The organism is Arthrobacter sp. CAU 1506, assembly GCF_005047635.1.
Lineage (GTDB): Bacteria > Actinomycetota > Actinomycetes > Actinomycetales > Micrococcaceae > Crystallibacter.
The window spans coordinates 54,695-79,582 of sequence record NZ_SUKC01000015.1; the positions used below are offsets into that span (position 1 = coordinate 54,695).

Consider the following 24,888-nt stretch of genomic DNA (forward strand, 5'->3'; position numbering starts at 1 on the left):
TCGTACTGCTCCGCCTACGCCGGGTCGGGCCTGGCTGCGGTGCACAGGGGAGAGCGCAATCAGGAGGCAAGCGGCTGGCAGTGCGGGCAGAAGTAGACGTCGCGCTGGTCGACTTCGGTATTGCCTTGCAGGTCGTGGGCTATCGGGGTGCCGCAGCGTGCGCATGGGCGGCGGGCCCGGCCGTAGACCCAGAACGATTCGCGGCGGGCGGGCGACCCGGTGGTGCTGCGGCTGCTGCGGTCCTTGTTGACCTCCAGCAGTTGCTTGGACTTCAACACCATGGCCGGGAGATCCGGCACCTGTCCCACCGGGGTGGACGGGTGCACCCGGGCGATGAAACAGACCTCGCATCGGTAGACGTTGCCGATGCCGGCGAGGTTGCGCTGGTCCAGCAGGGCCAGCCCGATCGGACGGTCGGGCTCCAGCCGCAGCCGGCGCAGGGCCTCGTCCGCATCCCAGTCCGGCCCGAGCAGGTCCGGTCCCAGATGCCCCACCAGCTTGTCCTCGTCCGTCCGCGTCACCACGTCCAGCGCGGCCAGCGCGAAGCCCACCGCCGTCGTCGTGCTGGTGGAGAGGATGAGGCGGGCCTGGAAAGCGGGCTTCCGCCAGCGCTCGCCGCGCTGGTAGATCTGCCAGCTGCCGTCCATTCCCAGGTGCGAGTGCACGGTGAGCTCGCCGATCCGCATCATCAGGTGCTTGCCGCGGGAGCGGACCTCGTCCACCGTCTGCCCGGACAGGTCCAGCGTGGCGTAGCGCGGCACCCTGAAGTCGCTGCCGGTGAGCTCCTGACCCGCCAGCGCCGCGTGAAGGCGCCGGGCGGCACGCCAGATCGTGTCCCCTTCAGGCACGGAACCTCAGTCCCCGCGGAGTGGAGTAGAAACCGGCATCCATCAGCGCACGGGCCAGCGGCGTGTCCAGGATGGGGCCGCCGTTGACCTTCTCCACCGCCATCTTGTCCGCTGCACCGCGCCGGATCACCTGCACCAAGGCCCGGCCGCAGAGTGCCAGCGACTCCTCGTCCTCGGTGAACGCCAGCAGCGTCTTGCCGCCGCGCTCGGAATACAGGGCCAGCTCGCCGTCCACCAACACCACCAGGGCGCCTGCCTTGCGCCCCGGCCGGTGGCCGGACTCCTGCGCCGGCCAGGCCAGTGCCGCACCGTAGGGATTGGCCGGATCGGTCGCGGCCAAGGCCACGGCGGTCGGCGGCTGCTCACCCAGCTGGGCGTCGCGGCTGAAGGACCGCAGCCGGTCAACCGTGGGGGAAACGGCGAACTGGGCCGCCCCCAGATGTTCAATGAAGTAACCGCGGCGGCAGCGGCCGGTCTCCTCCAGCTTGCCCAGCACCTTGTACATCAGGCCGAAGCCGCCCGGCACCGACTCGGCGGCAACCGATCCCCGGGTGACCACGCCGTAGCGGTCCAGCAACAGTTCGGCGGTAGCATGAGCCCGCACGGTGGGATCGGCTTCCGGGGCCGGCAGCAGGGACCAGCGGCCGGCGGCATTCGGCGGTGCCATCCGGGGCAGGCCGGTGCCGGAGCTCGCGCCCGCACCGGCACCCGGACGCAGACCGGCCCCGCCCAATCCGTGCATCCGGCCCATCCGCCCCAACCGCGCCGACCGTGCCCGGGGCGGTGCGTTGCGCTGCCGGTGTGCGGTGGTGCCGCCAGCCAGCAGCGTACGCACCGGGGCGAACGTGTCGTTGGTGATCCGGCCGGCCCAGAGCAGGTCCCACAGGGCGCTGACGACGGCGTCGTCCCCCGGCTGGGTGCCGTTGGCTGCCAGCACGTCGGAGAGTTGCCGGAAGAAGTAGGCGCCGCCGTAGCCTCCGGCGCCAGAGAGTGCGTTCAGCAGTTCGTACTGCAGGACGCTGGGTTCGAAATCGGATTGTGGATGCAGCGTCAACGGCGCGGTGTCGGCCAGATGCAGGCTGATCCAGCCGTCGTTGCCGGGCATCGAGCCCGCGCCGGCGATCAGGATTTCGCCGGTGGCGGTGAGCTCGTCCAGCATGGACGGCGCGTAGTCGGACACGCGAGACGCCAGAATGAGCGGTTCCCAGGCCGACGCGGGAATGGGAACCCCGGACAGCTGGTCCACTACCGTGACCACGCCGTCCAGTCCCCGCAGCTTGGCCCCGACATTCTGCCAGGCCGGAAGGAACCGCCCGTAGGTCGCAGGGTCCACCGGTTCGACTTCCCTGCGCAGCGCCGCCAGCGACCGGCGGCGGATCTTGCGCAGTACCTCGACGTCACACCACTCTGTCTGGCGCTGGTCCGGAGCGAGGGTCACAGCGCGGTCTCCGTCGACCGTGGCGGCGTTGCCCGAGGCCCCGCCGTCGTCGGCATCGGGCGCACCGCCCGGGCGGAACTCGCCTTCCACCACGCGGCCGTCCTTGAGCAGGCGCTGCAACGCGGTATGGACGACGGCGGGGCCAAGCCCCAGCCGGCGGGCGCACTCGGCGGCGGTGAAGGGCCCGTGCGTGCGGGCGTAGCGGCTGACCAGGTCACCCAGTGGGTCGGCCACGGGCTCGATGAAGGCCAGCGGCACTCCCACCGGCAACGGGACGCCGAGGGCATCGCGGAGCCGGGCGGCGTCTTCCACTGCGGCCCAGCGTTCGACGCCGGCGACGCCCACCTTCAAGGCACGGTTGGCCTTGGCCAATTCGGCGAGCAAAGGTTCAACGTGGGAGATGGCGGCGGCGTCGTCGGTGGTCGATGGAGGCGCGTCAGAGTCTTCGGTGGTCGATGGAGGCGCGCCAGCGCCGAGTAGAGACCCGGTCTCCACGCGCTCGCTGGCGCTCGCTTGGTCGACCACCAGGTTGCTGGCGCTCGCTTGGTCGACCACCGGGTGGCTGGCGCTCGCTTGGTCGACCACCGGGTCGGCGTCGTCGGTGGTCGAAGGAGGCGCGCCAGCGCCGAGTAGAGACCCGGTCTCCGCGCGCTCGCTGGCGCTCGCTTGGTCGACCACCGGGGTGGGGGGCTGGACGCGGGCGGCGATCTCCGCCGTCGTGAGCGGCCCCAGCAGGCGCAGCAGGTCCGCGATGCCTTCCGCGCCCTTGACCTTGCGGTCCTCGGTGAGCCGCTGCAGTTCTAGCTCGGTCTGGGCGATGATCCCCTCGTCGAGCAGTTCGCGCAGTTCGGCGCGGCCCAGCAGGTCGTTGAGCAGCCCCGGGTCCAGCGAAAGCGCGGCGGCCCGGCGTTCGGCCAGCGGGGAGTCGCCCTCGTAGAGGAAGCTGGCGACGTAGCCGAAGAGCAGGGAGCGGGCGAACGGCGAGGGCTGCTGCGTGGTGGTCTCCACCAAGCGGAGCTCGCGGCGTTCAATGCCGGCGGCAATGTCCTTGAGCGCGGGCAGGTCGTAGACATCCTGCAGGCACTCGCGCACCGTCTCCAGGATGATCGGAAACGTCGGATACTTGCGCGCCACATCCAGCAGTTGGGCCGAGCGCTGGCGCTGCTGCCAGAGCGGGCTGCGCTTGCCGGGGTTCTGCCGCGGCAGCAACAGCGCGCGGGCGGCGCATTCGCGGAAGCGGGACGCGAAGAGCGCCGAACCGCCCACCTCCGCGGTGACAATCTGGTCCAGTTCCTCGGGATCGAAGAGGAACAACTCGGCGCCGGGCGGCTCGTCCTCCATCATTGGCACGCGCAGCACGATGCCGTCATCGGCGGCCATCGCGGACCCGTCCAGGCCGTAACGCTGATGCAGCCGCGCGCCGACGGCCAGCGCCCACGGAGCGTGGACCGGCATGCCGAACGGGCTGTGCAGCACCACCCGCCAGTCGCCGAGCTCGTCGTGGAACCGCTCCACCACCAGCGTGCGGTCGTTGGGAACGTCGTTGGTGGCCTGCTGCTGTTCGGCCAGATAGGCCAGCAGGTTCCCCGCGGCCCAATCGTCCAGCCCGGCGCCCGCCAGCCGCTCGCGCGCCGGTTCTTCTGCCGCCCCCGAAAGTTCCCGGACAAAACGGCCCAGCGCCCGCCCCAGTTCCACCGGCCGGCCGAGTGAATCGCCCTTCCAGAACGGCAGCTTGCCGGGCTGCCCGAAGGCCGGCGAGACCAGCACCCGGTCGTAGGTGATGTCCTCGATCCGCCAGCTGGTCGCACCCAACGCGAAGACGTCGCCCACCCGGGACTCGTAGACCATCTCCTCGTCCAGCTCGCCGACCCGCCGGCCGCCGCGGTTCTTCTCGTCCTCGGACCCCACCAGATAGACGCCGAACAGCCCGCGGTCCGGAATCGTGCCGCCGGAGGTCACGGCCAGCCGCTGGGCGCCCGGGCGACCGGTGATGGTCCCGGCCAGCCGGTCCCAGACAATGCGCGGGCGTAGTTCGGCAAACTCATCGCTGGGGTAGCGCCCCGCCAGCAAGTCCAGAGTGGCCTCGTAGGCGGAGCGCGGAAGCGTGGCGAAGGGCGCGGATTTGCGCACGACGTCGAACCATTCCTCCACATCGACGGCACCGAGCGCTGTGGCCGCTACCGTCTGCTGGGCGAGGATGTCCAGCGGATTGGCCGGAATGAACAGCGGCTCGATTCGACCGGCGAGCATCCGCTCCACCGTGACCGTGGTGTTGACCAAATCCTGCCGGTGTTTGGGAAACAGCACGCCCTGGGAGGTTTCACCGACTTGGTGCCCGGCACGTCCCACCCGCTGCAGGCCGCTAGCGACCGACTGCGGTGATTCCACCTGCACCACCAGGTCCACGGCGCCCATGTCGATGCCCAGTTCCAGGCTGGAGGTGGCCACCACGCAGCGCAGCCGGCCGGTCTTGAGGTCGTCTTCGATCTCGGCGCGGGCCTCCTTGCTGACCGAGCCGTGATGGGCGCGCGCAAGGATGGTGTCCGCGCCGGACATCGACCCGGCCTGCGCCATGATCTGGGCCGGCGGCTTGGTCTGTGTGCCCGTGCCCATGCCGGTGCCCGTTCCGGTGCCCGTTCCGGTGCCCATGTCCGTGCCGGTGCCCGAGCCGACACCCGGGCCCTGGCTGGGGGCTGCGTCCCAGACATCATCGCCGGCGAGAGAGAGGGTTTGGCGTTCGCTCCAGATTTCGTTGAACCGCGCGGTGAGCCGTTCGGCCAAGCGGCGGGAATTGGCGAAGACGATGGTGGACTGGTTCTCGGCAATCAGGTCGACGATCTTCTCTTCGACGTGCGGCCAGATGGACGCGGGCTGCGCGCCGGGGCCGAGTTCTTCCTGGCTGGGCGAGGCCAGCGCCGTCATGTCCTCCACCGGGACCGTGACGGTCAGGTCCCACGATTTCTGCGCGGGCGGGGCAACAATCTCCACCGGGGCGTTGCCGCCCAGGAACCGGGCCACAGTGTCCAGCGGCTCCACCGTGGCGGAGAGGCCGATCCGCTGGGCCGGCCGGTTCAGCACGGCGTCCAGTCGTTCCAGCGTGACCGCCAGATGCGCGCCGCGTTTGGTCCCGGCCACGGCATGCACTTCATCGATGATCACGGTGTCCACCGAGGCGAGGGTCTCCCGTGCCTTGGACGTCAGCATCAGGAACAGCGATTCCGGAGTGGTGATCAGGATGTCCGGCGGATGCGTGAGCAGCCGGCGGCGTTCGTTGGCCGGAGTGTCGCCGGAGCGGACGCCCACGCTGATGGACGGGGCGGGCATATCCAGCCGTTTGGCGGTCTGGGTGATGCCGATCAGCGGCGCCCGCAGGTTGCGCTCCACGTCCACGCCCAGCGCTTTCAGCGGAGAAATATAGAGCACACGGGTACCCCTGGATTCCGCCTGTCCTCGTCCCCGCTTGGGTGCAGGCTCCGGCACCTCCAGCGGAAGCGTCGGCTCTGCTTCCGCGGCGGCGATGAAGGTGTCCAGCGCCCAGAGGAAGGCGGCCAGCGTCTTTCCGGAACCAGTCGGCGCCACCACCAGGGCATGCGACCCGGCGGAGATGGCATTCCACGCGCCGGCCTGCGCGTCGGTGGGCGCGTTGAAAGCGCCGGCGAACCACTCGCGGGTGGCCGGGCTGAAGCGTTCGAGCACAGACGTCGTCATACCGATGGTCTGAGCCTAACCCCCGGCGCCGACAGCGTGCAGTTCCGCGGCAGCGGAACGGGGGCTACGGGGCCTGGAACGTGCCCACCGTCATCAGCACCACTGAATCATCCGAGCAGCCGACGGTTTCCTGCTCGGCGATCAGCGAGTCCTTGCGGTTCGGCGGGTAGATCTTCACACCGGCCACGTCGGTCAGGCCGCATTCGTCGCCGTAGTTCTGTGCATTCGTCTGGCGCAGCTGTGCCGCGGCGGTGCCGCCCGGCGCCACCGTGACGGTGACCGTTTTGGCCGCGGAGTCCCGGTCGGCCGGAGCGCCGACCTGTTTGCCCTTGGCGTCGACGTAGGAGACGCCGGGGTAGCCCGCCAGGGTGCAGGACGAGTCGCCGGTGTTGGTGAGCACCAGCGTCCGGTAGACGCTGCCGGCGGCGCCGGCGCCCGGTTCTGTTTTGATGGAAGCGGCCAGCTGGCCGGCGCTGCAGGAACTGTCACCGTCACCGGCGCTGCTGCTGGTCTCCGGTGCCGCGGCGGTGCTTTCGCTGCCGGTGGCGCTTTCGGTCTCCGGGGCCGGTGCAGCGGACGACGGCGGTGCGCTGTCCTCGGGACCGGCGGACGCCGGCGCAGCGCCGGGCTCCTGACCCGGTTGGCCGCAGCCAGCCAGCAGCAGGGCGGAGCCAACGAAGAGGGCCGCGGCGGCCGGCCTCAGCCGGAAACGATTCATCATGCTCACATTAAACACCGCCGGCCGGTGGTCTGTCCGCAGTGAACATCCCACCGGCCGGTAGCGGCCCCGGATCGGGAAGATCAGCCCTTCTGGCGTGTCCGGGCCAGCGCGGTCACGCCCGCTGCCAGCCCCAGCACGCCGGCACCGAGCCCGGTCCAGCCAGCGATCGCCGCCGCGCTAATGCCCGACCCCTCGGCGCCCGGCGCTCCGGTGGCCTCGGCACCAGCGGAGGCACCGCCGTCGTGCTCTCCGTGGCCGTCTGCGGCGGCTTCGCCGATCACGAACGAAGGAGCCGGGGATTCCAGATCATGCGGGTCTTGGCCCTCGGCGGGGAGTTCGGCCCAATTCGTCTCGCCCTTCTCGCAGGTCTGCAGGACGGGGAAGGCCAGGGTTTCGCCGGCGGTCTCGGGCAGCAGCACCTGCAGTTGGAGTGTGTCGCGCAGCCCGTCGGCCACCGGTTCCTTGGCGGTGAAGACAACTTGGCTGACCCGCTCGGTGACGGTGGCGCCGCTGGCCAGGGTCTTCGGTGTATCCAGGGTTTCGCTGACCTTCTCAACGTCCCAGCCGGGGTGCACGGTGGGCGTGGCGTCCACCAGCTGTTCGGGCAGCGAGATGCCGATCTTGGTGGTCGGAGAGCCCTCGCAGCCGTGGGCGAAGGCGAAGGTCAGCACCGAGCTGCCGCCGGCGGCGTTGTCCTCCGGCGTCACGTGGACGTGCGCTGAGGCCGCGCCGGCGCCGACGGCCAGCAGGCCGGCAGTGGCCCCGGCGGCAAGGGCGGTGCGGACGGTAATGCGGTTGATGGTTTTCACTAGGGTGCCTTTCAGGGGGCGCTGGGCAGGTTGCAGCCACAGCACCGGAAGAAGTGGGAATTCACATCGGGGGTTAGCCCGGAAGCGGAATGTTCACTCCCGCCGGCGGTCCCCGCAGCGGCACCAGTCTGACCAGATACGCGGTGTGCAGCGGCAGCGGACCCTGGGTGTTGATCGGCAGGGACACGCGGACGGGCGCCGCGATGGCGGTAGGCAGTTGGACCAGCGGCCGCAGCCAGCCGGCCAGCGCCCACAGGGCAGCCTCGCCGCGAGCCAGCATCAGCGCGGTCAGCATGGTCGCCAGCACGTGGGCGGCAAGCATGCCCGGCGAGTTGCCGGTGTGCGCCGACGCGGACACGCAGTCGAGCGCCACTGCCGCGTGCCCGGCATGGCCAAGGTGGCCGGCATGGCCGGCGTGTTCGGCCAGCGGGCTGGCCGGCGCGCACTGGACCGTTCCGAAGAGTTCAAAGGCCTGGTGCAGCGCCAGCTGACCGAAGGACAACACCGCCAGGACGGTGGCCGGCCCCAGCCGGCGCCCGGCCAGCACCATGACCGGCAGCCAGGTGAGCGCGCCCAGTGCCAGTACGACGGCGGCGGGCGGCATGGCGCCGCCGGCGGCGGTGTGTGCGCCGGCGGCGAGGCAGAGCACGGCGGCGGCGACGACGGCCGACCGGCCGAAGCGCAGCGCGCTACCCATGGTCATTCATGGTGGTAGGGCCGCCCGCCGGCGATCTCCTGGGCCCGGTAGAGCTGCTCGATCAGGATCAGCCGGACCAGTTGGTGCGGAAAGACCAGTTTGGACAGGGACCAGACAAAGTCTGCGCGGCGGTGGATCGAGTCGTCCACGCCGTACGCACCGCCGATGATCAGGGTGACATTGCGCGAGCTGTCCAAGGGCTGCTGCAAGGTGCGGGCCAGCGTGGGCGAATCGATGTTCTTGCCGCGCTCGTCCAGCAGGACGACGAAGTCGTTGGCATGCTTGCCGGCGAGCTTGGCCAGCAGGGTTTCGGATTCTTCCCGGCGCGCGGCGTCATGTTCCCGGGAGGAGTGCGGGATGGGCTGCCAGCTGACGTCGAACGGCTTCTTCATCCGCTTTTCGTAGCGGTCGATTCCCTCCGCCACCCATGACTCGTGCTTGCGTCCGATGGTGAGGATGCGCAGGCTCATCCGTCGGCTGCCGGGAACTTACGGACGGTCAGGATTTGCGCGGCGCGGCCCACCGGACCCTGCTCATCGAACAGTTCGGTATCGGTCATGCCCACCCCTCCGGAGCCAAAGGTGACCCGGGTGTCCAAGCCGGTCCAGTCTCCGTGCGGTTGGCGGAACAAGTGGATGGTCAGGTCCAGGTTGGGGAACATGTATTCGCGCGGGTCCTGCCGCACGGCAACCCCGTTCGCGGTGTCCACAATGCTGACGAAGCGGGCCAGCGGGTGGATGTCCTCGCCCAGGACCAACGGGTGCAACGGCCGCGCCCACACCGTTCGGTTGCCGGGCCCGCCGTCTGCGACCGTGCGGAACTCCGTGGCACGGATGAACCCGCCGTCCCAGACGCTCTGCATCGGCGCCGGCGGGCAACCTTCCGGCCGCGGCAAGCCTTGATGCGCGGGACCGGCGACGGCTGCGGTATCGCCGGCGAGCTGCCGCCAAACCTGGGCGCGGATGGCGGCGCGGCCCTGCGCCATGAAGGTGGCCTCCAGCAGTTCGATCGTCCGGCCGGGACGAAGCACCCGGGTATGGATCTCGAACTCGCCGCCGTGGATGATGCCCAGGATCTCGAAGTTGAGCCGGCTCATCACCATTTCGGCGCGGGGGTGGTTGCGCAGAAGCTCGTGCACCATCAGCCCGGAAGCCGGGGCCATGTGCTGCTCGTGGTCGTTCCACGCGCCCTGGGAATGCAGCGTGGAATGAAAGCGTCCGCCGTCCAGACGGACGTAGTAAGCGTCCGGGACCGCACTCCCGTCGGCACCCAAGTGCTCGACGGCGGCTGTGGCAGTGGAATCGACCATGCCACCACTCTAACTAAATCCCCAGGCACCTAAGGCCGCCCGGGATCCCAAGGCCCCGATGGCCCCGGGATCTCTAGGCCCCGATGGCCCCGGGATCCCAGGCCCCGATGGGCGCCCGGGCTCTGTCGTCGATGAGGACCCGGGCTCAACCGTCTCAGCGCTGGTCCTTTGGACGGGGATCGGCCGGGGTCGCCGGGGCCACAGGTTCGGCCGGCGGTGCCCAGTCCAGGATGGCCGGCACACCGATGACGGCTTCGCAGTTGACCGGCGTGGGCTCTGTGGGCGGTGCCGGTGGATCCTCGTCGTCCTCTTCCGCTTGGTCCACGGCGTCCTGGTAGTCCTGCCTCGCTCGGCGGTAGTCCTGCTCTGCTGCAACGTTGTCCGCTTCGCATGCTGCCAGGGCATTGCGGTAATTGGCCCGCGCGTTGTCCCGCCGGGAGAAGAAGGCCGAGCGTTCGGCCAACGCCTGTTGGTAAACGTCATATTCCTTCCAGTAGTCGTCCCACTGCGCCGCGATCTTGTCCCAGGCCTTGTTCACCTTCGCCACGGTGGCGGCATAGTCCTTGTACTCCTTAACCTCCCGCTGGTATCGGGCGTACGCGGCCCAGTAGTCCAGCACGCTTTGCTGCCACTTTTCGACGCCGGTGGCGAGTTTCTCCTCCGCGGCGTGAGTACGTTCCCGGTTGGCGGCCGCAGCCTCCTCGGCGTCGTAAGGCACCGGAGCCATTCCGGTGAAAGCCCAGCCGCAGCCCGGTCCCGCGGCGTCTTCGGCCAGCACCCTGACCTTGCTGGAGGTGGCGGGCTGGGCCACCGGGCTCTTGGGAGGTTTGGGCACCTTTCGGGCCTCCGGCATCAGCGGCCAGACCGGATAGCTCGGCTCAGCCGCCGGATGTGCAGCTTTGACCTTCAGTTTTGGGGCGGGCATCGGCACGGCCTGGTAGCCGGCGTCTGCCGGTACCTGCGGCGGTGAGACAGCGCGGATGGCCACTGTACTGGTGCGGGTGAAGGGCTTGTAGTCCTCCGTTGACCAGGGGGAGCGGGCGGCGTCGTCGGCGTCGGACTTCTGGTCGGCGCAGACGCCATTGAGCGTCCCGGTGAGTTTTTTGTCGAGCTGTCCGGCCAGCTTCCGCAGCCGTTCATCGGCCTTGCCCACCAAAAAGGTCAGCACGTCCCCGCGCCGGAACGTGACCACCTGCATGGTGCGCCCGCTCTTGGTTGTGTAATCCCGATGCGCCTCGACACCCGGGGTGTCCAGGTCCTCGCCATCGACGTCGACCGAGCTTCCGGCACAGTCGGACGCGTTGTCCAGCAGTTCAACCATTGCTTCGGCGCCGAGGCCGGCGGTGTAGGCCGCGCTGACCACCTGAACGCTGACTTTGCCCGCCTTGAAGGAACGGGCCAGCGCGACGGACGGAGCAGCGCCGATGTCGCACGAGTAGGGCACCGGCAGCGCCACCGCGCTCTGCAGCGGGCCGTCCGGCTTCCATTTTTCCGGGGGGTCCTCCAGCAGCGCGGTCAGCGAGGTGGACGCCGGGCTGTCCGCGAGCACGGCGCTGATTGCCACCGGGGTCGCAGCCTCGGCCACCGCGGGCGCCGGGTCGCGGGGGAGGACCATGGGCATGCCGGACATCTGCAGTGCCACCAGTCCGGAGGCGGTGACGGACGTCAGGCAGAGGACGCCGGTGGCGAGGGCAACAGCCGGATGCTTCTCGAAGATGGACATCGGGGCTCCTACGGCTGCTCGGGGACCGTGATGGCAGTGTTGCTGCCGGCGCTGAGGATGATGGTCACTTCCTGCCGGAAGGTCAGGATGCTGCCCGGCGGGGCCGACTGTTTCGTCACCACGTTCTTGCCGATGCGTGGATTCGGTTTGGTGGTCTTCTGTGCAATCACGGGTACCAAGTTGTTGCGCAGCAGCACGGTGATGGCCTCGTTGACACCCAGTCCGCGGAGATCGGGCATGGACCGCGATGCGGCCACGCTGCTGGTCAGCGGATCGGCTTCGGGCATCGGCTCAGCGGGCAGGCCCTTGTGCAGGCCCTCCATGGTGTCCTTCCATACCGGGCCGGCCAGTTCGGAGCCGGTGAGGTCGCGGAAGGTCTTCCCGTAGGCCCTCACCTTGGTCAACGGGTGCTGCGCGCCGCCGCGCGGATCACCCAGCCACACCGCCGTCGCATACTGCGGCGTGACGCCCACAATCCAGTTGGCGGCGAAGTCGTTGGTGGTACCGGTCTTGGCGCCGGCTTTGCGGCCCTTCGGCATGCCCAGCACGCCCAGCGTGCCGGCGGGGTTGAACGGTTCCTTGAGCGCGTCGGCTACCGTGGCCGCCACCGAGGGGGCGATGGCCTGGTGGCAGCCGGCCTCGGGAACCGGGATTTTCTCCCCGGTGTCGCTGCGGATGCCTTCGGTGATGGTGACCGGCCGGCAGAGCACCCCGCCACTGACGAACGTGGAGTAGGCGTTGGCCATTTGCAGCGGCGATATCTCGTACGCGCCCAGAGCCAGCGAGGCCTCCTTGCCGTGCAGTTTTTTGGTGGGGATGGTGGTGATGCCCAGCTTCTCGGCGAGCTCGGCCACTTCCTTCACACCGGTCCGCTCGATCAGCCGAATGAAGTAAACATTCACCGACGCGCGGACGGCCTGGTAGGCATCGATGTTGCCGTAGTTCTTGTTGCCGTAGTTGTGGAAACCGCCCGGCGGGTTGTCCAGGCGGGAGTAGTAGGGGCCGTTGGCCAGCAGCTTCATCCGCGGCGAGATTCCCTGCGACAGCGCCGTGGCCAGCACAATCGGCTTCATCGCGGACCCCACCTGGAAGGGGCTGTCGGCGAAGACCACTTCGGTCTTGCCCTTGCCCTCGCCCCACGCACGGTTCTGCACCACTGCGGCAATATGCCCGGTGCCGGGTTCCACCACGGCGGTGCCCAGCGCCACGCGGTTCTTGTTGCCCATCGCCTTGCTCACCGCTTTTTGCGCCGCGGCCATCGCCTTACGGTCCATGGCCGTGGTCAGGGTCATCCCGCCGCGGGAGAGCCGGTCGGCGCGTTCTTCCTGGGTCTTGCCGAAGGCCGGATCGGAGAGGATTTCGTCCCGGACCAGGTCGCAGTAGAACGGGTAGTCGGAGTCGGCGCAGCCGGACGGCATGGAGCCCGGGTCCAGGCCCAGACCGCTCTGGCGTGCCGCTGCGGCTTCATCTGGGGTGATTGCCCCGCGGCCCTCCATCACGTTCAGCACGGTGTTGCGGCGGGCAAGCGCACGCTCCGGGTATGTCATCGGATCGTAGTAAACCGGCCCCTTGAGCAGACCCACCAGCAGCGCCGACTGCGCCAGATTGAGTTTGTCCGCCGTCGTATTGAAATAGATCCGGGCCGCCGCCTGTACTCCGTAGGCGCGGTGGCCGAAGTAGACGGCGTTGACGTACATGTTCAGGATCTGGTCCTTGCTCAGCCGGTTTTCCAGCTGCACGGCGTACTTGGCCTCGCGGATCTTGGCGTTGTAGGTCTCACCCACCGCCACCGACTGTTCGGTTTCGTCCCGTGCGTTGTTGACCAGGATGTTCTGCACCAGTTGCTGGGTGATAGTGGAGCCGCCCTGGCGCTCGCCGCCCACGGAGTTGGTCACCATGGCCCGGGTGACACCCATCGGGTCCACGCCGTGGTGTTCGTAAAACCGGGAATCCTCGGTGGACAGCAGCGTGTCCCGAAATGTTGCCGAGACGTGGTCCAAAGGAACATCGATCCGGTTCTCGCTGTAGAAGCGGGCGAACTCCTTGCCGTCCTTGTCCAACAGGACCGTATGCTGCGGCAAGGCGGTGTCCAACGGCAAGTCGGCCGGCAGTTCCTCCCATAGATCCAGGACGGAATCGGTGGCTGCCGAGAAGGCGATGGCCCCCGGAGCGACCAGGGAGCCGGCGCTGAGTGCCACCACGGCGACCGCGCCGGTCCAGGCCGCTACACGGGCTGCAGTGCCGTGCCGGCGCTCCGCCGGGGCGGGTGCCATCAGGTCGTCCAGACCCAGCGTCTCTTTCCGGCGCCGCCACCACGGTTTCCGTCTGCTGCGTAAGGGTGCGGTATCCAGATCCGGCGGCGCCGGCGGTTGCCCGCCAGCAGCGGCCGCTCCGTCCCGACTGGCGTCGTCGCTCCCCGGATCGCCAATTGTTTCGTCCACCTGCGGTCCTCCGTCCCCCTAAGCAGGTCGCGGACGTCCCCCAACGTCACCGTTCCCAACCTGCCGACGAATTACCTCCGGGAAGCCGCTTGGTGTATGCCGCCGCATCCAGAGAGGTGGTCTTAGCGTACGGCTTAATAGCCCTGCCGCAACCCCTTTTTCGGGCGGTTTGCAATCGCTACAGAAATGTGACGGAAGTTAACTTCTGTGACTGATGTGAAAGCGCCTCTGGGGTCGAAAAATATTGACAGGGGCGCTGCCCGGTACTATGGGCGGCGCCCCTGTCGGCGAGGGTTGGTCCGGGCTAGCGCGGTCTCGCCGGTCGAAGCGATCGGGCCTCGCGGTAGGCCTTGACGGTGGCCAGTTGGTCCCACACGGTGACCACCCAGATGAGCACGACGGCGGCGCCCTGGTACCAGCCCGGCTCGCCTCCGGAACCCGTGAACAATGCAGGGTCGAGCACATCCTGGCTGAGGAAGGCAGCGGTCAAGAAGGCGGCGAAGGCCACGTCGGCGGCCATCATGGTGGCGAGCATCGCCGTCGACCATCGCCCGGAGGCCAACCGCCAGATTTCGATCAGTGCGAACGCGGCCAGAAAGCCGAGGTAGGCCGGAATCCAGCCGTCCCACAGATCCGGGTTCAGGAACCCTCCGCCAGCGTTGAGGTGGCCCACGTAGAAGAAGGATGTCGGCAGGAACGGCACCAGTGCCATGACCGCCAGGATCACCAGGGAAGCGATCGGCTCCGGACGCGCGATCTCCCGGACGGGCGGCTCGCGGAGCAAGTCATCGACGCTCCATCCGGACCGGGTGGCGGGTGCTGCCACTTGGGCCTTGTCCTTCTCTGACAAGAGTCGCTCGGCCAGCGCCAGCAAGACAGTGACGACGGCGACCGCGAGGAGAACCGCAAGGATGCTGTTGCCGACCATCCTGCCGATCATGCCGCCGACTGCCGGCTCCGGAGTCGCCAGGACATAGACCAGGGCGTTCACCGCCAGCGCCGATACCGCCACGATCGGCAGCAGCCATGCCGTGAGCCGGGTGAAGACTGGAAAGAGTTCCGGGCCGATCAGGTACCGCGGTGATTCGCTATAGCGCAGCGCTAAGCGGGAGGGGTCGCCGAGTTCCTCAAGGGCTGCCCGTTCGGCCGCTGCGGCCGCGGCCGGCGACGGGTATTCGTCCGCGGCCAGCCGGGCGTCGGCCATGTCCGACAAGGTGGCGGTGATCTCGCGGGCAATGTCTGCCCGGTTGTTCTCGGGCAGGCGGCGCACCACCTGCGCGACGTACTTTTCGGTCAGCGAACTCATGCGGAATCTTCCTTCCACAGTGTGGTCAGGCTTCGGGTAAGGGTGTCCCATTCGCTGCGTAGTGAATCAGCCATCTGGCTCCCGAGGTCGGTCAGCGTGTAGTACTTGCGCGGCCTGACCTCGTCGGTGTTCCACTCGGCTTTGAGGAGGCCTTGCTTCTCCAAGCGGCGCAGCAGTGGGTAGAGGGTATTCGCTTCGATCTGGAATCCCGCGTCGGCAAGGGTGCTGAGCAGTGCGTACCCGTAACGCGGTGTCCGGCAGGCAGCCAAGCTTGCCAGGACGATGGTGCCGCGCCGCAGTTCCTGTTCATGGAGGGCAAGGGTGGCGGCGTCATCGGAATCCATGCGTCACACGATAGTGTGTGACGCACACTAATGCAACAGCTCTGCCCCTACCTGTCCGAGGGCTTTGGCCCCCGCAGGGGAGAGCAGATGGTTTTCCGGATGCCGGCACATGCTTTCCGGTTGCCGGCACAACAAACCCCGCCGACCTCTACGGCGGCGGGGCGAGTGGTCGGCGGCTGTGCCCGCTAGACCCGCTGGTGAAGGGAGACGGTTCCTTCGGCCGTCACTTCAACGGGTTGGGCAACCCCCTGAAGGTAGACCAGGAATGACTCGCCGTCCTCGCTCCCGCGGAAAGCAGCGAGGGCGCCCACGTACTCTTCGCCGTTGGCGGTAGTCACCGAAACGACCCGGCCTATAGCGGTTGGCTTCAACGTCTTGGCTAGGTTGGCCACTGTTACCTCCTGTACCCGCGGACTTTTATGGACCAAGGCTACGCCCGCCGGGTCCGGACCAGCGTACGCCAGAGGTTGCGGCACATGGCAGCAAAGACCAGCAGCCAAACCGCGCAGGCCACCCAAAGCCATGCGGCACCGATCGCACTGGCGATGGGTAGATGGTCAGCCTGCCCCAACGTGAGGCAGGCGACTGCATACATGCCACAAGGGAAAACGATGCTCCACCAGGTCGCCTCATAGCGCAGCGGCACTTTCCGAACACCATGCCGCCAGAAACCCGCGGCGACCAGCGGGGGAATCAGCCAGGTGGCAAACGCCCAGCAGACCACGGCGACGCCTGCCACCAGCCCACGGGTGGCGTCGACCATGGGGGTACTTTCCATCTCCACTATCCGCGCCCCTGCGACGACGGAGATGGCCATGGCACCCATCGACACCCAGTAAGGCGGGGTGAGATCGATGGGCTTGAGTTCGTAGAGCATCATGCGCAGAGCAACAAAGACTCCCGCTGCAGCGTAGAGGAAGATTCCGATGGACCACGAGAAGACGGCGACCACCGCGAGTTCGTCTCGGAAGGGAGGCAGCATCGGTTCCAAGGTTGCGGCCGCCACCGCGCATGACTGGCTGGCGACGGCCCAAATGAACCACGTGCCGTTCGCCGTGGCCACTACGGGCCGGGCGGTTCGGCCAAGCACAGCGGTCCACGGAACCACGTAGCCCAACAGCAGCCATGCGACGAAGCCCAGTGCCAGCAGAATGACGGTCCAGAAAACCTGGCCTTCTGAGGCCAGCCGGATGCCGAGGACGTTGGTGCCAGCCACAAAGGTGAAGAATCCGAATCCGCGGCGGGGGTCGGTGAAATCGTCAAAGAACTGCCGCCGGTGGCGAACGAAGCGCAGGATGTGCAGGGCAAGGATCAGCACGTAGCCGGCGGCGCAGATGGCGAGCAGCACCCAGGATGCGACGTCGAAGCCTTGAAAGTCCAAGCCGATGGAAACGATTCCGCTGCCCATCACCAAGGCGAAGTATCCCGGCGCCAGTGCGGCAACCGCGCGGTCCAGCGTCCCGGTGAAGGTGCTCGACTCCGAAACCACGGTGCCAGTTTAGCCGCGGCTGACGGAAGCGTTCCGGGATGTCAGCACTTCGACGGCAGCAGGTGTGAGCACTTCTTCACAGAGTAGTGGTGGTCCATGAATGCACTTGGCTGGAGCAACTCACAGATCTGCAATGAGGGTGTGCAGGGCTTGCAGATGTCGTTGCAGGGCAGCGCGTCCCGTATCGGTGAGGCTCAGCCAGGTGCGGGGCCGTTTGCCAACGTATCCCTTCCTGACGTCCACGTAGCGGGCTGCCTCGAGGACTGCTACCTGTTTGCTGAGGACGGGATCACTCACCTCGATGGCGTCGCGCACCGTTCCAAATTCGACATCTTCAACCTTCGCCAGCGCTGCGGCAATGCTCAGCCGGACGGGTAGGCTCAGGTATTCGTCGAGCAGCAGCCTGGGGTGTGTCGAGGCACTATCGGCGCTCATCGGCTGTTCCGGGTGAGGGCGGTGGCCAGCAAGGGCAGTCCTGTCAGCGCGGCATAAGGAATCCAGAACCAGGCAGGCCGCGCTTCCGCGGAATCCAGCAAGGCCACGCCGACGGCGAAGAAGCCGACGCTGAGCGCGAAGCCGGCCGAATAGCGCTTGGACCAGCCGAGGCTGGAAGCGCGCCGCCGGCGCCCGTACCCCATGCAGGTGCCGACAATGCCGGCGACGAAGACCACTGTGGTGGTGATATCCAGCCACAAAATTTCCTGTGGGTGGATGTAGACAACCACCAGCAAGTACAGCGAAATCAGAGCCGCCATGGCACAGGCATAGCGGCCTCCGGCCAGGTCCGCGAAGCGTGAGATCCGTTCTCCCCCGCTCCCGCCGGATTCGGCTGCCGCAAGTTGCTCATGCAGGCTGTGGTGGGTTTCGTCGGACGGAATGCCGGTCATGGAAGCTCCTCATGTGGCCTGGTGGCGGGTGCGGTGCTGGCTTGCTAAGTCCAACCATACAGAAACTACTTTCCTTAAGGCAAGTAGTTTCTCAGTGCAGGGATTCACGCGACCGGGGCGGCCCGGATTTTGGCGGAAGTGGCCCGCGAGGGGCAGACCACGGGCTGACACTCATCGGCCAAGCCGCAGCGACCTATCGGGTGGGAGGCCTGACCACGAGGGCAACCTACGGTCAAGCTCAAAGCTTCAGTCATTAACCTCGTCGGCGAGGGTAATGGTTCCGGCGGCGCCGTCCACTCTGATGGTCTGACCGGTGACCAGCCGCATGGTGGCCTCCGGAACGCCCACCACGGCCGGGATGCCGTATTCGCGGGCCACCACCGCTCCGTGTGAAATGATCCCGCCCATCTCCATGACCAATGCCCCGGCGGTCAGGAACAGCGGAGTCCAGCCGGGGTCCGTCGACGGCGCCACCAGGATTTCGCCCGGCTCCAGGTGCGCTCCGACCGGATCAAGGATCACCCGGGCTTTGCCGGTGATGGTGCCGGCCGAGGCGGGGCTGCCGGCGAGCACCGGCCGTCCCGGCTCTCCGCCACCTGCAGGCGCTCCGGAGTCGCGGGCCACAGCGGCCTCCACATCCGTGCCGTCCGAAAGCAACAGCCGCGGAATGAGCCGGCGGCGCAACTCCCGCTCGTAGACCCGGCGGCGGTCGGCCACCAGCTGCTGCAGATCCACCCCGCGCAGCCCCACCCGCACCTCGTCCGGCTGAAGGAAAAAGATGTCGCCGGCCCCGGCAATCCGGGCCGAGCGGGCAAGCTCCGCACCTACGGCGGCCAGCTGCCGCCGCAGGGCCGCCAGGATGACGACCAGGTAGTACTTCGGTTGTTCCCGCAGCCCGCACAGCTGCCGGGCCCGCCGCAGCGCCAACCGAACTATCGCCGCCCGCAGTCTGCCGTGCCGGGCAGCCCTGGCCACCAAGTCCGCGGCCTTTTCCTCGGCCTGCGCGGCGGCGCGCGCGAACTGGACGTCCGGTGCCTGCTGCGGATCGGTGACACGCAGGTAGTTGGTGATGACGCCCAGAAGATGGGCCGGGTCTTCGCCCCAGCGGGGCATACCCAGATCGATCTCCGCGACCGCCCGGTGGCCAAAGCGCGCCAGAAACTCACCGAGCTTCTCCTGCAGGACCGGCGGAAGTGCGCCCGCGGCGTACCGGCGGGACAGCTCATCCGCAGGCTCCGTTGCCAGGACCTGCGCGGCGGCTGGATCTGAGCGCACCTCGGAGGCCAGCTGCCACAGTTGCAGGTCCATCTCCGAGGTGACGTTGTTGGGCAGCCCACGCAACACTGTCTGCAGTTCCCCGGGGCCGGCTATTCCGCGCAGCAGCCAACGGGCCACGCCGAGCAGCGCGAAGCCGGTGCCCGGGACCGGGATAACGCGCGGCACCACGTTCAAGAAAGCCCCGCCCATGATGCGCTCCACGTAGTCCATCCGCTGAACGGCGGTCGCGGGCTCGCTGCATTCCAGCAGCTTGTCCAACTCTTCGGCAAAGCTCCGCACACGTCGAAGCGCCGCCTCGGGACGCCAGACGGCCTCGGCCAGCCGGGGTGCCAGCTGGATCAGCAGCTTGACGCCGTTGGCGGCGAATAAGTTTGGCGACTTGGATCCCGGCACCACGGAGAACCTCGGATCCTCATAGAGGGTGCTGAGCAGTTCCGCGGACCGTGCCTCCGCCACCTGAAACATCCTGAGCACGGTCCGCCGGCCGCTTTTGCTCCGGACCACCGGGGTCAGATCTATGTAAGGGCGCATCCCGGCGGCCCGCATCTGCCATCCGCTGTCGTTGGCGCTGCTCAGCTGCTGCAACAGTGCCAAGCCCATGGGGGTGATCGGCCGGACGAGTCCCTGGGCCAGACTGGCGCACAGGAACACGCGGGTTCCCGCGGCCGGGTCGACGCCCTCGGGCACTGGATACAACGTGGTGATCGGCCGGGACTGCGTCAGCCAGATCTTTCCCGCCGCGTCCGCCGCCCACTCCACGTCCTGCGGAGCGCCGAAAACGTCCTCGGCAACGGCGCCCAGCGCGGCCAGCTCACGCAGCTGCGCGTCCGTCACACCGGATTTCCCGGGAGCCGGTCCCTGCCCCGCTTCCGGCTGGTTTCCGGGCCGTCGCTCCAGCACTCGGCCGCTTGCCGTGTCCAGCACAAAATGGTCGGGGTTAACGGAGCCGGACACCACCGCATCCCCGAGCCCCCGGGCGGCGTCGATCACGGTCTGCCCGCGGGTGCCGGTTACCGGGTCCGCGGTGAACAGGACACCGGCTGCCTCGGCCTGCACCATCCGTTGGACGACGACGGCGATGCCCACCTCCCGCTGGCCGATCCCGTTTGCCGCACGGTAGGCCACCGCACGGTCCGTCCACAGTGACGCCCAGCAGCGGCGGACAGCATCCAGCAGTGCTTCCATACCGGCCACATTCAGGAAGGTGTCCTGCTGTCCGGCGAAACTGGCTTCGGGCAGGTCTTCTGCCGTCGCGGAGGATCGGACGGCCACCGGTTCGTCGTCGCCCAGCTCCGCATAGGCGGCACGGAGCGCCTCGGCCACAGGCTCTGGAATCGCAGTATCCAGAATGAAGGCGCGTACCCTTGCGGCAGCCTCGAACAGGTCCGGGGTCGTCTCCGGGCGCATGGAGTCCAGCGCGGCGGAAAGCCCTTCCAGATCCTCGGCCACCGCTCGGGAGGCCGCCGTCGTCAGGCAGAATCCGCCTGGCACCGGCAGCCCGGCGGCAGCGAGAATGCCAAGATTCAGCCCCTTGCCGCCGACAGCCGGCAGCAGCCCTGGCCCAACCTCGGCCAGATCGATGACGAAACGCTTTTGGCCGTCCTCCGGCCTGTTCGAGCCCGCCGAATCCATGCTGCCCCCGGTCTCTGCCGTGCCAATGGTGGCTGGTGCCGACTGTATGCCCGCCGCCCGGGGAACTCAATGGGCGGGTGCCCGTCCGGCTCTCAGCGGATGAAAGGCATGACCTGGAAGGTCACGAGGTTGTACACCAGCACCCCGAGCGCGCCCGTGGCGCCGATCCCGATCGCGACGCCTGAGAGCACCTTTCCTGTTGCTTGCCGCGCTCCTCTGGCTCCCAGGACAAGGGCCAGCAGGTTCAGCACGAGCACGACGGCCCAGGCGACGGCCCAGAACGTGAAAATGTTGCCGTAGTCCAGTCTGGCCGCCGCCCGCTGCGCGGCCAAGGGCGCGGCGAATGTCGTGAACCAGGTGAGCACCACCGCGACCAGTGCGCAGGCGACTGCCGCGCGGGCCGTCACGTTGGCCCGCGGCCGGGGCGAATTGGCGTGCGCAGGTGACTCTGACGAGGCATCAGGGAAAGTCATCGGAGCGTTCATGCTCGAGAGTCTAGTGCCGGCTCAGCGCCCGGGCTCCTGCGCAGGCGCCACGCTCGGCGTCGGCGCACTGGTCCACTACGGCGTAACCAGCCAAGAAGGAGTTGTCATCGCCGCCGACTCGTTCATTCGCACGGCCGGAGAACGGCCCCTCGGGCTGCAATCGGCGGTGGGGCGTGCCGCCAGCTGTTGACAGCTGAATCACAGGTTGGTCACAGCTTCTCGCAACAGCCCGCCCCAATGATAGGTGCAGGCGCCGCTGTACCCATTCCGGCACCGCTGCCGCGCAGGTACTATTCGAGTCAGGCCGCAGGAGAACGGCTGTTGGTTTCGCAGCCGGGCCATGTCCTACCCGTTTAACGACGACCTGTGAGAGAAACAGCCGATGCGGAATGTCAAAGTACCGCCCTTCCCGGCGACGGCTCCGCAGTTGGCCTCGACCGGGTCATCCCAGACGGCGTGGTCCTGGGCGGGAGACGACACTGGCCGGTCTGCGGCTGAATCCGGCGAAGCGCAGCGTCGGGGACATGGACAGCACCGGGGCGGCCTGCTGAAATCCTGGCCCCTGCGCCGCAAACTTCTGCTGGCCACGCTGACCCTCCTGGCCATCATGTCCGCCACGGTGGGCGTTGTCGGGTATGGGGTCATGAGTGTCTATCTGACCAGTCAGTTGGACCAGCAGCTCGAGGAAGCTTCAAACCGGGCCATCCGCTTCGGGATGATATTTCGTGGAGCGCCCGAGGCGGACTCCCGGGACATGATGAACATTCCCGCACAGGGAGCCGGCACCCTTAACGCCCGGATCCGTGATGGTGAGGTCAGACGCGCGGCGCTGCTCACCGCAGAAGGGCGCAGGCAGAACCTGCCTGCGAGGGATATTGCGATCCTCACCACTTTGACGGTCAATGCGCCGGCGGTTAACCGCACGCTCTCCGTCGGCGACTACCGTCTGGTAGCGGACAGAGACCCTGAAGACGGGAGCACCATCATCACCGGACTGCCCCTGGCGGGCAAGGAGAACATCCTGGCTTCCCTGACGGCCACCACCCTGATTGTGTCCGGTGCAGGGCTGATCGCCACGGGGCTGCTGGGCATGGTCATCATCCGGCGGACGCTGCGACCCCTGGAGGATTTGTCCGCCGTCGCCACCCAGGTCTCGGAGCTCCCGCTGGACAAGGGCGAAGTTGCACTGGCCGTACGTGTTCCCCCGGACGCAGCCCTTCCGGAGACGGAAGTGGGCCGGGTGGGTCAGGCGTTCAACCTCATGTTGGACAATGTCGGCAGCGCCCTTGCGGCACGCCAACAGAGCGAAACCAACGTACGGCAGTTTGTGGCCGATGCCAGCCACGAACTCCGGACACCGCTGGCCTCGATCCGGGGCTACTCCGAGCTGCTCCGGCTCACCGAGACGCTCAGCCCGGACGGCCGGCTGTCCTTGGAAAGAGTCGAGTCCGAGTCCAGACGGATGACGTCCCTGGTCGAAGACCTGCTGTTGCTGGCGCGACTGGATGAGGGCCATCCGCCGCGGGAAAGCGAGGTCGATCTGACCCAGCTCGTGATCGAATCCGTCAGCGACGCCCAGGTCACCGCGCCCGCCCATTCCTGGCGGCTGGAACTGCCCGAAGTGCCGGTGACCGTGCGCGGGGACGAGGGCCAGCTCCGGCAGACGCTCATCAACCTACTGACGAATGCGCACCGGCACACCGACCCCGGAACCGCAGTGGTCACCTCACTGTCCCAGGATCCGGGCGGTGGAGCGGTCGTCACCGTCGCCGACAACGGACCCGGCATCGCGCCGGATTTCGTCGACCGGATCTTTGCGCGCTTTACCAGGGGGGATGCGTCCCGCTCGGGTGGAACGCACGGACTGGGGCTGTCGATTGCTGCGGCGATTGTCGCTGCGCACGGTGGTCACCTTGGTGTGCGCAGCAGCCCGGGTGACACCGAATTCACCATCCGTCTTCCCGGTCCCGAACCGGGTCCCCGGTCCACAATCCTGCCGGATACCCCCTGACCAGGGCGGCGCTCCAGACCGGCATCCGGAACCTCGACGGTGAAAGGCATGCACATGAACGAGAACCCCACACACTCTTTTGCGGACAGCCTTCCCCGGCTGCAGCACCCGGATGGAATGCCGATACGCGCCCTGGTCGTGGATGATGAAGCAAGTCTCGCCGAGTTAGTCAGCATGGGCCTGCGGATGGTCGGCTGGGATGTGTCCGTAGCGTCCGACGGCGACACCGCGATCCGCCTCGCCCGCGATCGCCGCCCCGACGTCCTGGTGCTCGATGTCATGATGCCCGGTATCGACGGAGTCGAGGCGCTCGGCCGGATCCGTGCCTTCGCACCGGACGTGCCCGCGCTTTTCCTCACCGCCAGGGATGCGGTGCCTGACCGCATCGCAGGTCTGGCCGCCGGCGCTGACGATTACGTCACGAAGCCGTTCAGCCTGGAGGAAGTGATGCTCCGGCTGCACCGGCTCGTCCAGCGCTCTGGCGCAGCCGCGGCGGATAGCTCGACGCTGGTGGTCGGAGATCTCAGCATGAATCTGGATACCCGGGAAGTCATCCGCGCAGGGGAGGACCTCCAGCTCACCACAACGCAGTTCGAACTGCTCCGGTTCCTCATGGAGAATCCCCGCCGAGTGGTGAGCAAGGCGCAGATTCTGAACCGAGTCTGGGACTACGATTTCGGCGGGCAGGCCAACGTGGTGGAACTGTACATTTCCTACCTTCGCAAAAAGATCGACGTCGACCGTGCGCCAATGATCCACACCGTCCGCGGTGCCGGCTACGTCATCAAACCGGCAAACTGACTCCGGTCTCGATCTCGTCGTTGCCGACCGCAGCTACGGGGACCCCGGACGATGCAAGCCACAGACCTCTCACAGCCAGCTCATAGTCAGACTGCCTACGGTCGAAATCAGCAGGTCGGAAACACTCCGTGACCGACGGCGATGAGGGGGAGAGGCGGCAAACCGTGGCAAACGACGATGTTCCCGCGACAGCTACTGTCACAACATTGGTGATCCGTGTCTGGCATGAAGCGATCGATGACGGCTTTCGTGCCCGAATGATCGCCACTTCACGGCGGGGCAAGAATTCGGTGATTGCGGCGACATCAGATCCCGGACGTGTATTAAGCGAGGCCGCTGAATGGCTCTCTGGCTTTCAACCAGAGGCAACTGCGGCTGCCTTTCCATCGGGTGAATCCAGTGCAGGCACGTCCTAGCCGGACTGCTTGCGCAGTACTGCCCAAGCTTGGAAGCCGCCGATAAGGTCGGTCGCCTGGGGCAGCCCCAACCGTTGCAAGGTGTGTGCAGCGAGGCTGGAGCTGTAGCCCTCGTTGCAGACGACGACGATCCGCCGAGCGGGATCGCCAGCGATCGGGAGCCGGTGGGGGCTGGCAGGATCGAGCCGCCACTCGAGCACGTTTCTGTCAATGACGACCGCACCCGGAAGTTCACCGTCGCGGTCCCGCTGATCGACCGGCCGTGTGTCAACAACAAGGGCGCCCGCTGCCATCTCCCGCTCAAGATCTGAAGCATGAACGCGCTCAAGTCCGATCCGGCTCTCAAGCAGTAATTGGTCGATCGTCAGAGTCCCGGATGAATCGCTGGGATCTGCACTCCGTTGGCCGGTCGCGGCGGCGCCGTCGTCGGAGATGTGACGCTGCTTCACCGTTTGCCTCGCTTTGCCCGCTGGGTCGGTCGGTCTTTCCACTCTGAAGCCACATGATGAGCAACTTTAGGCGTCGATATCAAGGGCATGGAACGA

The 24,888-nt window shown here is 67.5% G+C and carries 21 protein-coding genes; 3 read left to right on the forward strand and 18 right to left on the reverse strand.

The genetic code is table 11. The annotated features are described in order from the left end of the window. Positions 1–59: 59 nt before the first annotated feature. The 17 genes from E4J89_RS15595 to E4J89_RS15675 form a co-directional block, all read right to left on the reverse strand. Complete coding sequence (locus E4J89_RS15595) at positions 60–848, reverse strand: DNA-formamidopyrimidine glycosylase family protein (RefSeq protein ID WP_136787071.1); 789 nt, start codon at positions 846–848, stop codon at positions 60–62. Next, the gene (locus tag E4J89_RS15600; RefSeq protein WP_136787073.1) at positions 841–5,994 is read right to left on the reverse strand and encodes a DEAD/DEAH box helicase; all 5,154 of its coding nucleotides are present in this window, start codon (positions 5,992–5,994) and stop codon (positions 841–843) included. Before E4J89_RS15600 ends, E4J89_RS15595 begins: the two co-directional genes overlap by 8 nt. A gap of 64 nt (positions 5,995–6,058) precedes the next feature. After that, positions 6,059–6,715, reverse strand: coding sequence for a DUF4232 domain-containing protein (locus tag E4J89_RS15605; protein WP_136787075.1), 657 nt, complete (start codon positions 6,713–6,715; stop codon positions 6,059–6,061). 80 nt (positions 6,716–6,795) lie between these two features. Further along, entirely contained in the window at positions 6,796–7,524 is a 729-nt protein-coding gene (locus E4J89_RS15610) for a YcnI family protein (RefSeq protein WP_240691926.1), read from the reverse strand. 73 nt (positions 7,525–7,597) lie between these two features. Continuing rightward, positions 7,598–8,221 (reverse strand): hypothetical protein, encoded by a 624-nt coding sequence (locus E4J89_RS15615; RefSeq protein ID WP_136787076.1) that lies wholly within the window; start codon positions 8,219–8,221, stop codon positions 7,598–7,600. A gap of 2 nt (positions 8,222–8,223) precedes the next feature. After that, complete coding sequence (gene rlmH, locus E4J89_RS15620; protein WP_205754509.1) at positions 8,224–8,691, reverse strand: 23S rRNA (pseudouridine(1915)-N(3))-methyltransferase RlmH; 468 nt, start codon at positions 8,689–8,691, stop codon at positions 8,224–8,226. Then, complete coding sequence (locus E4J89_RS15625; RefSeq protein ID WP_136787077.1) at positions 8,688–9,530, reverse strand: thioesterase family protein; 843 nt, start codon at positions 9,528–9,530, stop codon at positions 8,688–8,690. Before E4J89_RS15625 ends, rlmH begins: the two co-directional genes overlap by 4 nt. A gap of 154 nt (positions 9,531–9,684) precedes the next feature. Next, positions 9,685–11,253, reverse strand: coding sequence for a hypothetical protein (locus tag E4J89_RS15630; protein ID WP_136787079.1), 1,569 nt, complete (start codon positions 11,251–11,253; stop codon positions 9,685–9,687). A gap of 8 nt (positions 11,254–11,261) precedes the next feature. Beyond that, positions 11,262–13,694 carry a transglycosylase domain-containing protein gene (locus E4J89_RS15635; protein WP_240691927.1) on the reverse strand — a complete coding sequence of 811 codons (2,433 nt, stop codon included), beginning with the start codon at positions 13,692–13,694 and terminating at the stop codon, positions 11,262–11,264. A 304-nt stretch (positions 13,695–13,998) separates the two neighbouring features. Then, the gene (locus E4J89_RS15640; RefSeq protein WP_136787081.1) at positions 13,999–15,000 is read right to left on the reverse strand and encodes a hypothetical protein; all 1,002 of its coding nucleotides are present in this window, start codon (positions 14,998–15,000) and stop codon (positions 13,999–14,001) included. Continuing rightward, positions 14,997–15,344: a PadR family transcriptional regulator gene (locus E4J89_RS15645; RefSeq protein WP_136787082.1), complete on the reverse strand. Its 348-nt coding sequence runs from the start codon at positions 15,342–15,344 to the stop codon at positions 14,997–14,999. The genes E4J89_RS15640 and E4J89_RS15645 overlap by 4 nt, the downstream gene beginning before the upstream one ends. Before the next feature lie 185 nt (positions 15,345–15,529). Next, entirely contained in the window at positions 15,530–15,736 is a 207-nt protein-coding gene (locus tag E4J89_RS15650; RefSeq protein WP_136787084.1) for a hypothetical protein, read from the reverse strand. 38 nt (positions 15,737–15,774) lie between these two features. Then, on the reverse strand, positions 15,775–16,833 hold the full coding sequence (locus tag E4J89_RS15655; RefSeq protein WP_240691928.1) for a tellurite resistance/C4-dicarboxylate transporter family protein: 1,059 nt from the start codon (positions 16,831–16,833) through the stop codon (positions 15,775–15,777). A gap of 120 nt (positions 16,834–16,953) precedes the next feature. Further along, complete coding sequence (locus E4J89_RS15660; RefSeq protein ID WP_136787086.1) at positions 16,954–17,268, reverse strand: transcriptional regulator; 315 nt, start codon at positions 17,266–17,268, stop codon at positions 16,954–16,956. Continuing rightward, positions 17,265–17,720, reverse strand: a complete 456-nt coding sequence (locus E4J89_RS15665) for a hypothetical protein (RefSeq protein ID WP_136787087.1) — start codon at positions 17,718–17,720, stop codon at positions 17,265–17,267. Before E4J89_RS15665 ends, E4J89_RS15660 begins: the two co-directional genes overlap by 4 nt. A gap of 246 nt (positions 17,721–17,966) precedes the next feature. Beyond that, complete coding sequence (locus tag E4J89_RS15670) at positions 17,967–20,630, reverse strand: PEP/pyruvate-binding domain-containing protein (protein WP_136787089.1); 2,664 nt, start codon at positions 20,628–20,630, stop codon at positions 17,967–17,969. A 92-nt stretch (positions 20,631–20,722) separates the two neighbouring features. Further along, positions 20,723–21,115 (reverse strand): hypothetical protein, encoded by a 393-nt coding sequence (locus E4J89_RS15675; RefSeq protein ID WP_136787091.1) that lies wholly within the window; start codon positions 21,113–21,115, stop codon positions 20,723–20,725. Positions 21,116–21,497: 382 nt separating this feature from the next. Here E4J89_RS15675 and E4J89_RS15685 point away from each other — a divergent pair, with 382 nt between their 5' ends. The 3 genes from E4J89_RS15685 (at position 21,498) to E4J89_RS15695 (ending at position 24,343) form a co-directional block, all read left to right on the forward strand. Beyond that, the gene (locus E4J89_RS15685) at positions 21,498–23,126 is read left to right on the forward strand and encodes a HAMP domain-containing sensor histidine kinase (RefSeq protein ID WP_136787094.1); all 1,629 of its coding nucleotides are present in this window, start codon (positions 21,498–21,500) and stop codon (positions 23,124–23,126) included. A gap of 54 nt (positions 23,127–23,180) precedes the next feature. Beyond that, positions 23,181–23,927 carry a response regulator transcription factor gene (locus E4J89_RS15690; RefSeq protein ID WP_136787096.1) on the forward strand — a complete coding sequence of 249 codons (747 nt, stop codon included), beginning with the start codon at positions 23,181–23,183 and terminating at the stop codon, positions 23,925–23,927. A 164-nt stretch (positions 23,928–24,091) separates the two neighbouring features. Further along, positions 24,092–24,343 carry a hypothetical protein gene (locus E4J89_RS15695; protein WP_136787098.1) on the forward strand — a complete coding sequence of 84 codons (252 nt, stop codon included), beginning with the start codon at positions 24,092–24,094 and terminating at the stop codon, positions 24,341–24,343. On the opposite strand, the gene E4J89_RS15700 is transcribed toward E4J89_RS15695, so the two are convergent. Continuing rightward, positions 24,340–24,792 carry a rhodanese-like domain-containing protein gene (locus E4J89_RS15700; RefSeq protein WP_205754510.1) on the reverse strand — a complete coding sequence of 151 codons (453 nt, stop codon included), beginning with the start codon at positions 24,790–24,792 and terminating at the stop codon, positions 24,340–24,342. The genes E4J89_RS15695 and E4J89_RS15700 overlap by 4 nt on opposite strands. Positions 24,793–24,888 lie beyond the last annotated feature (96 nt).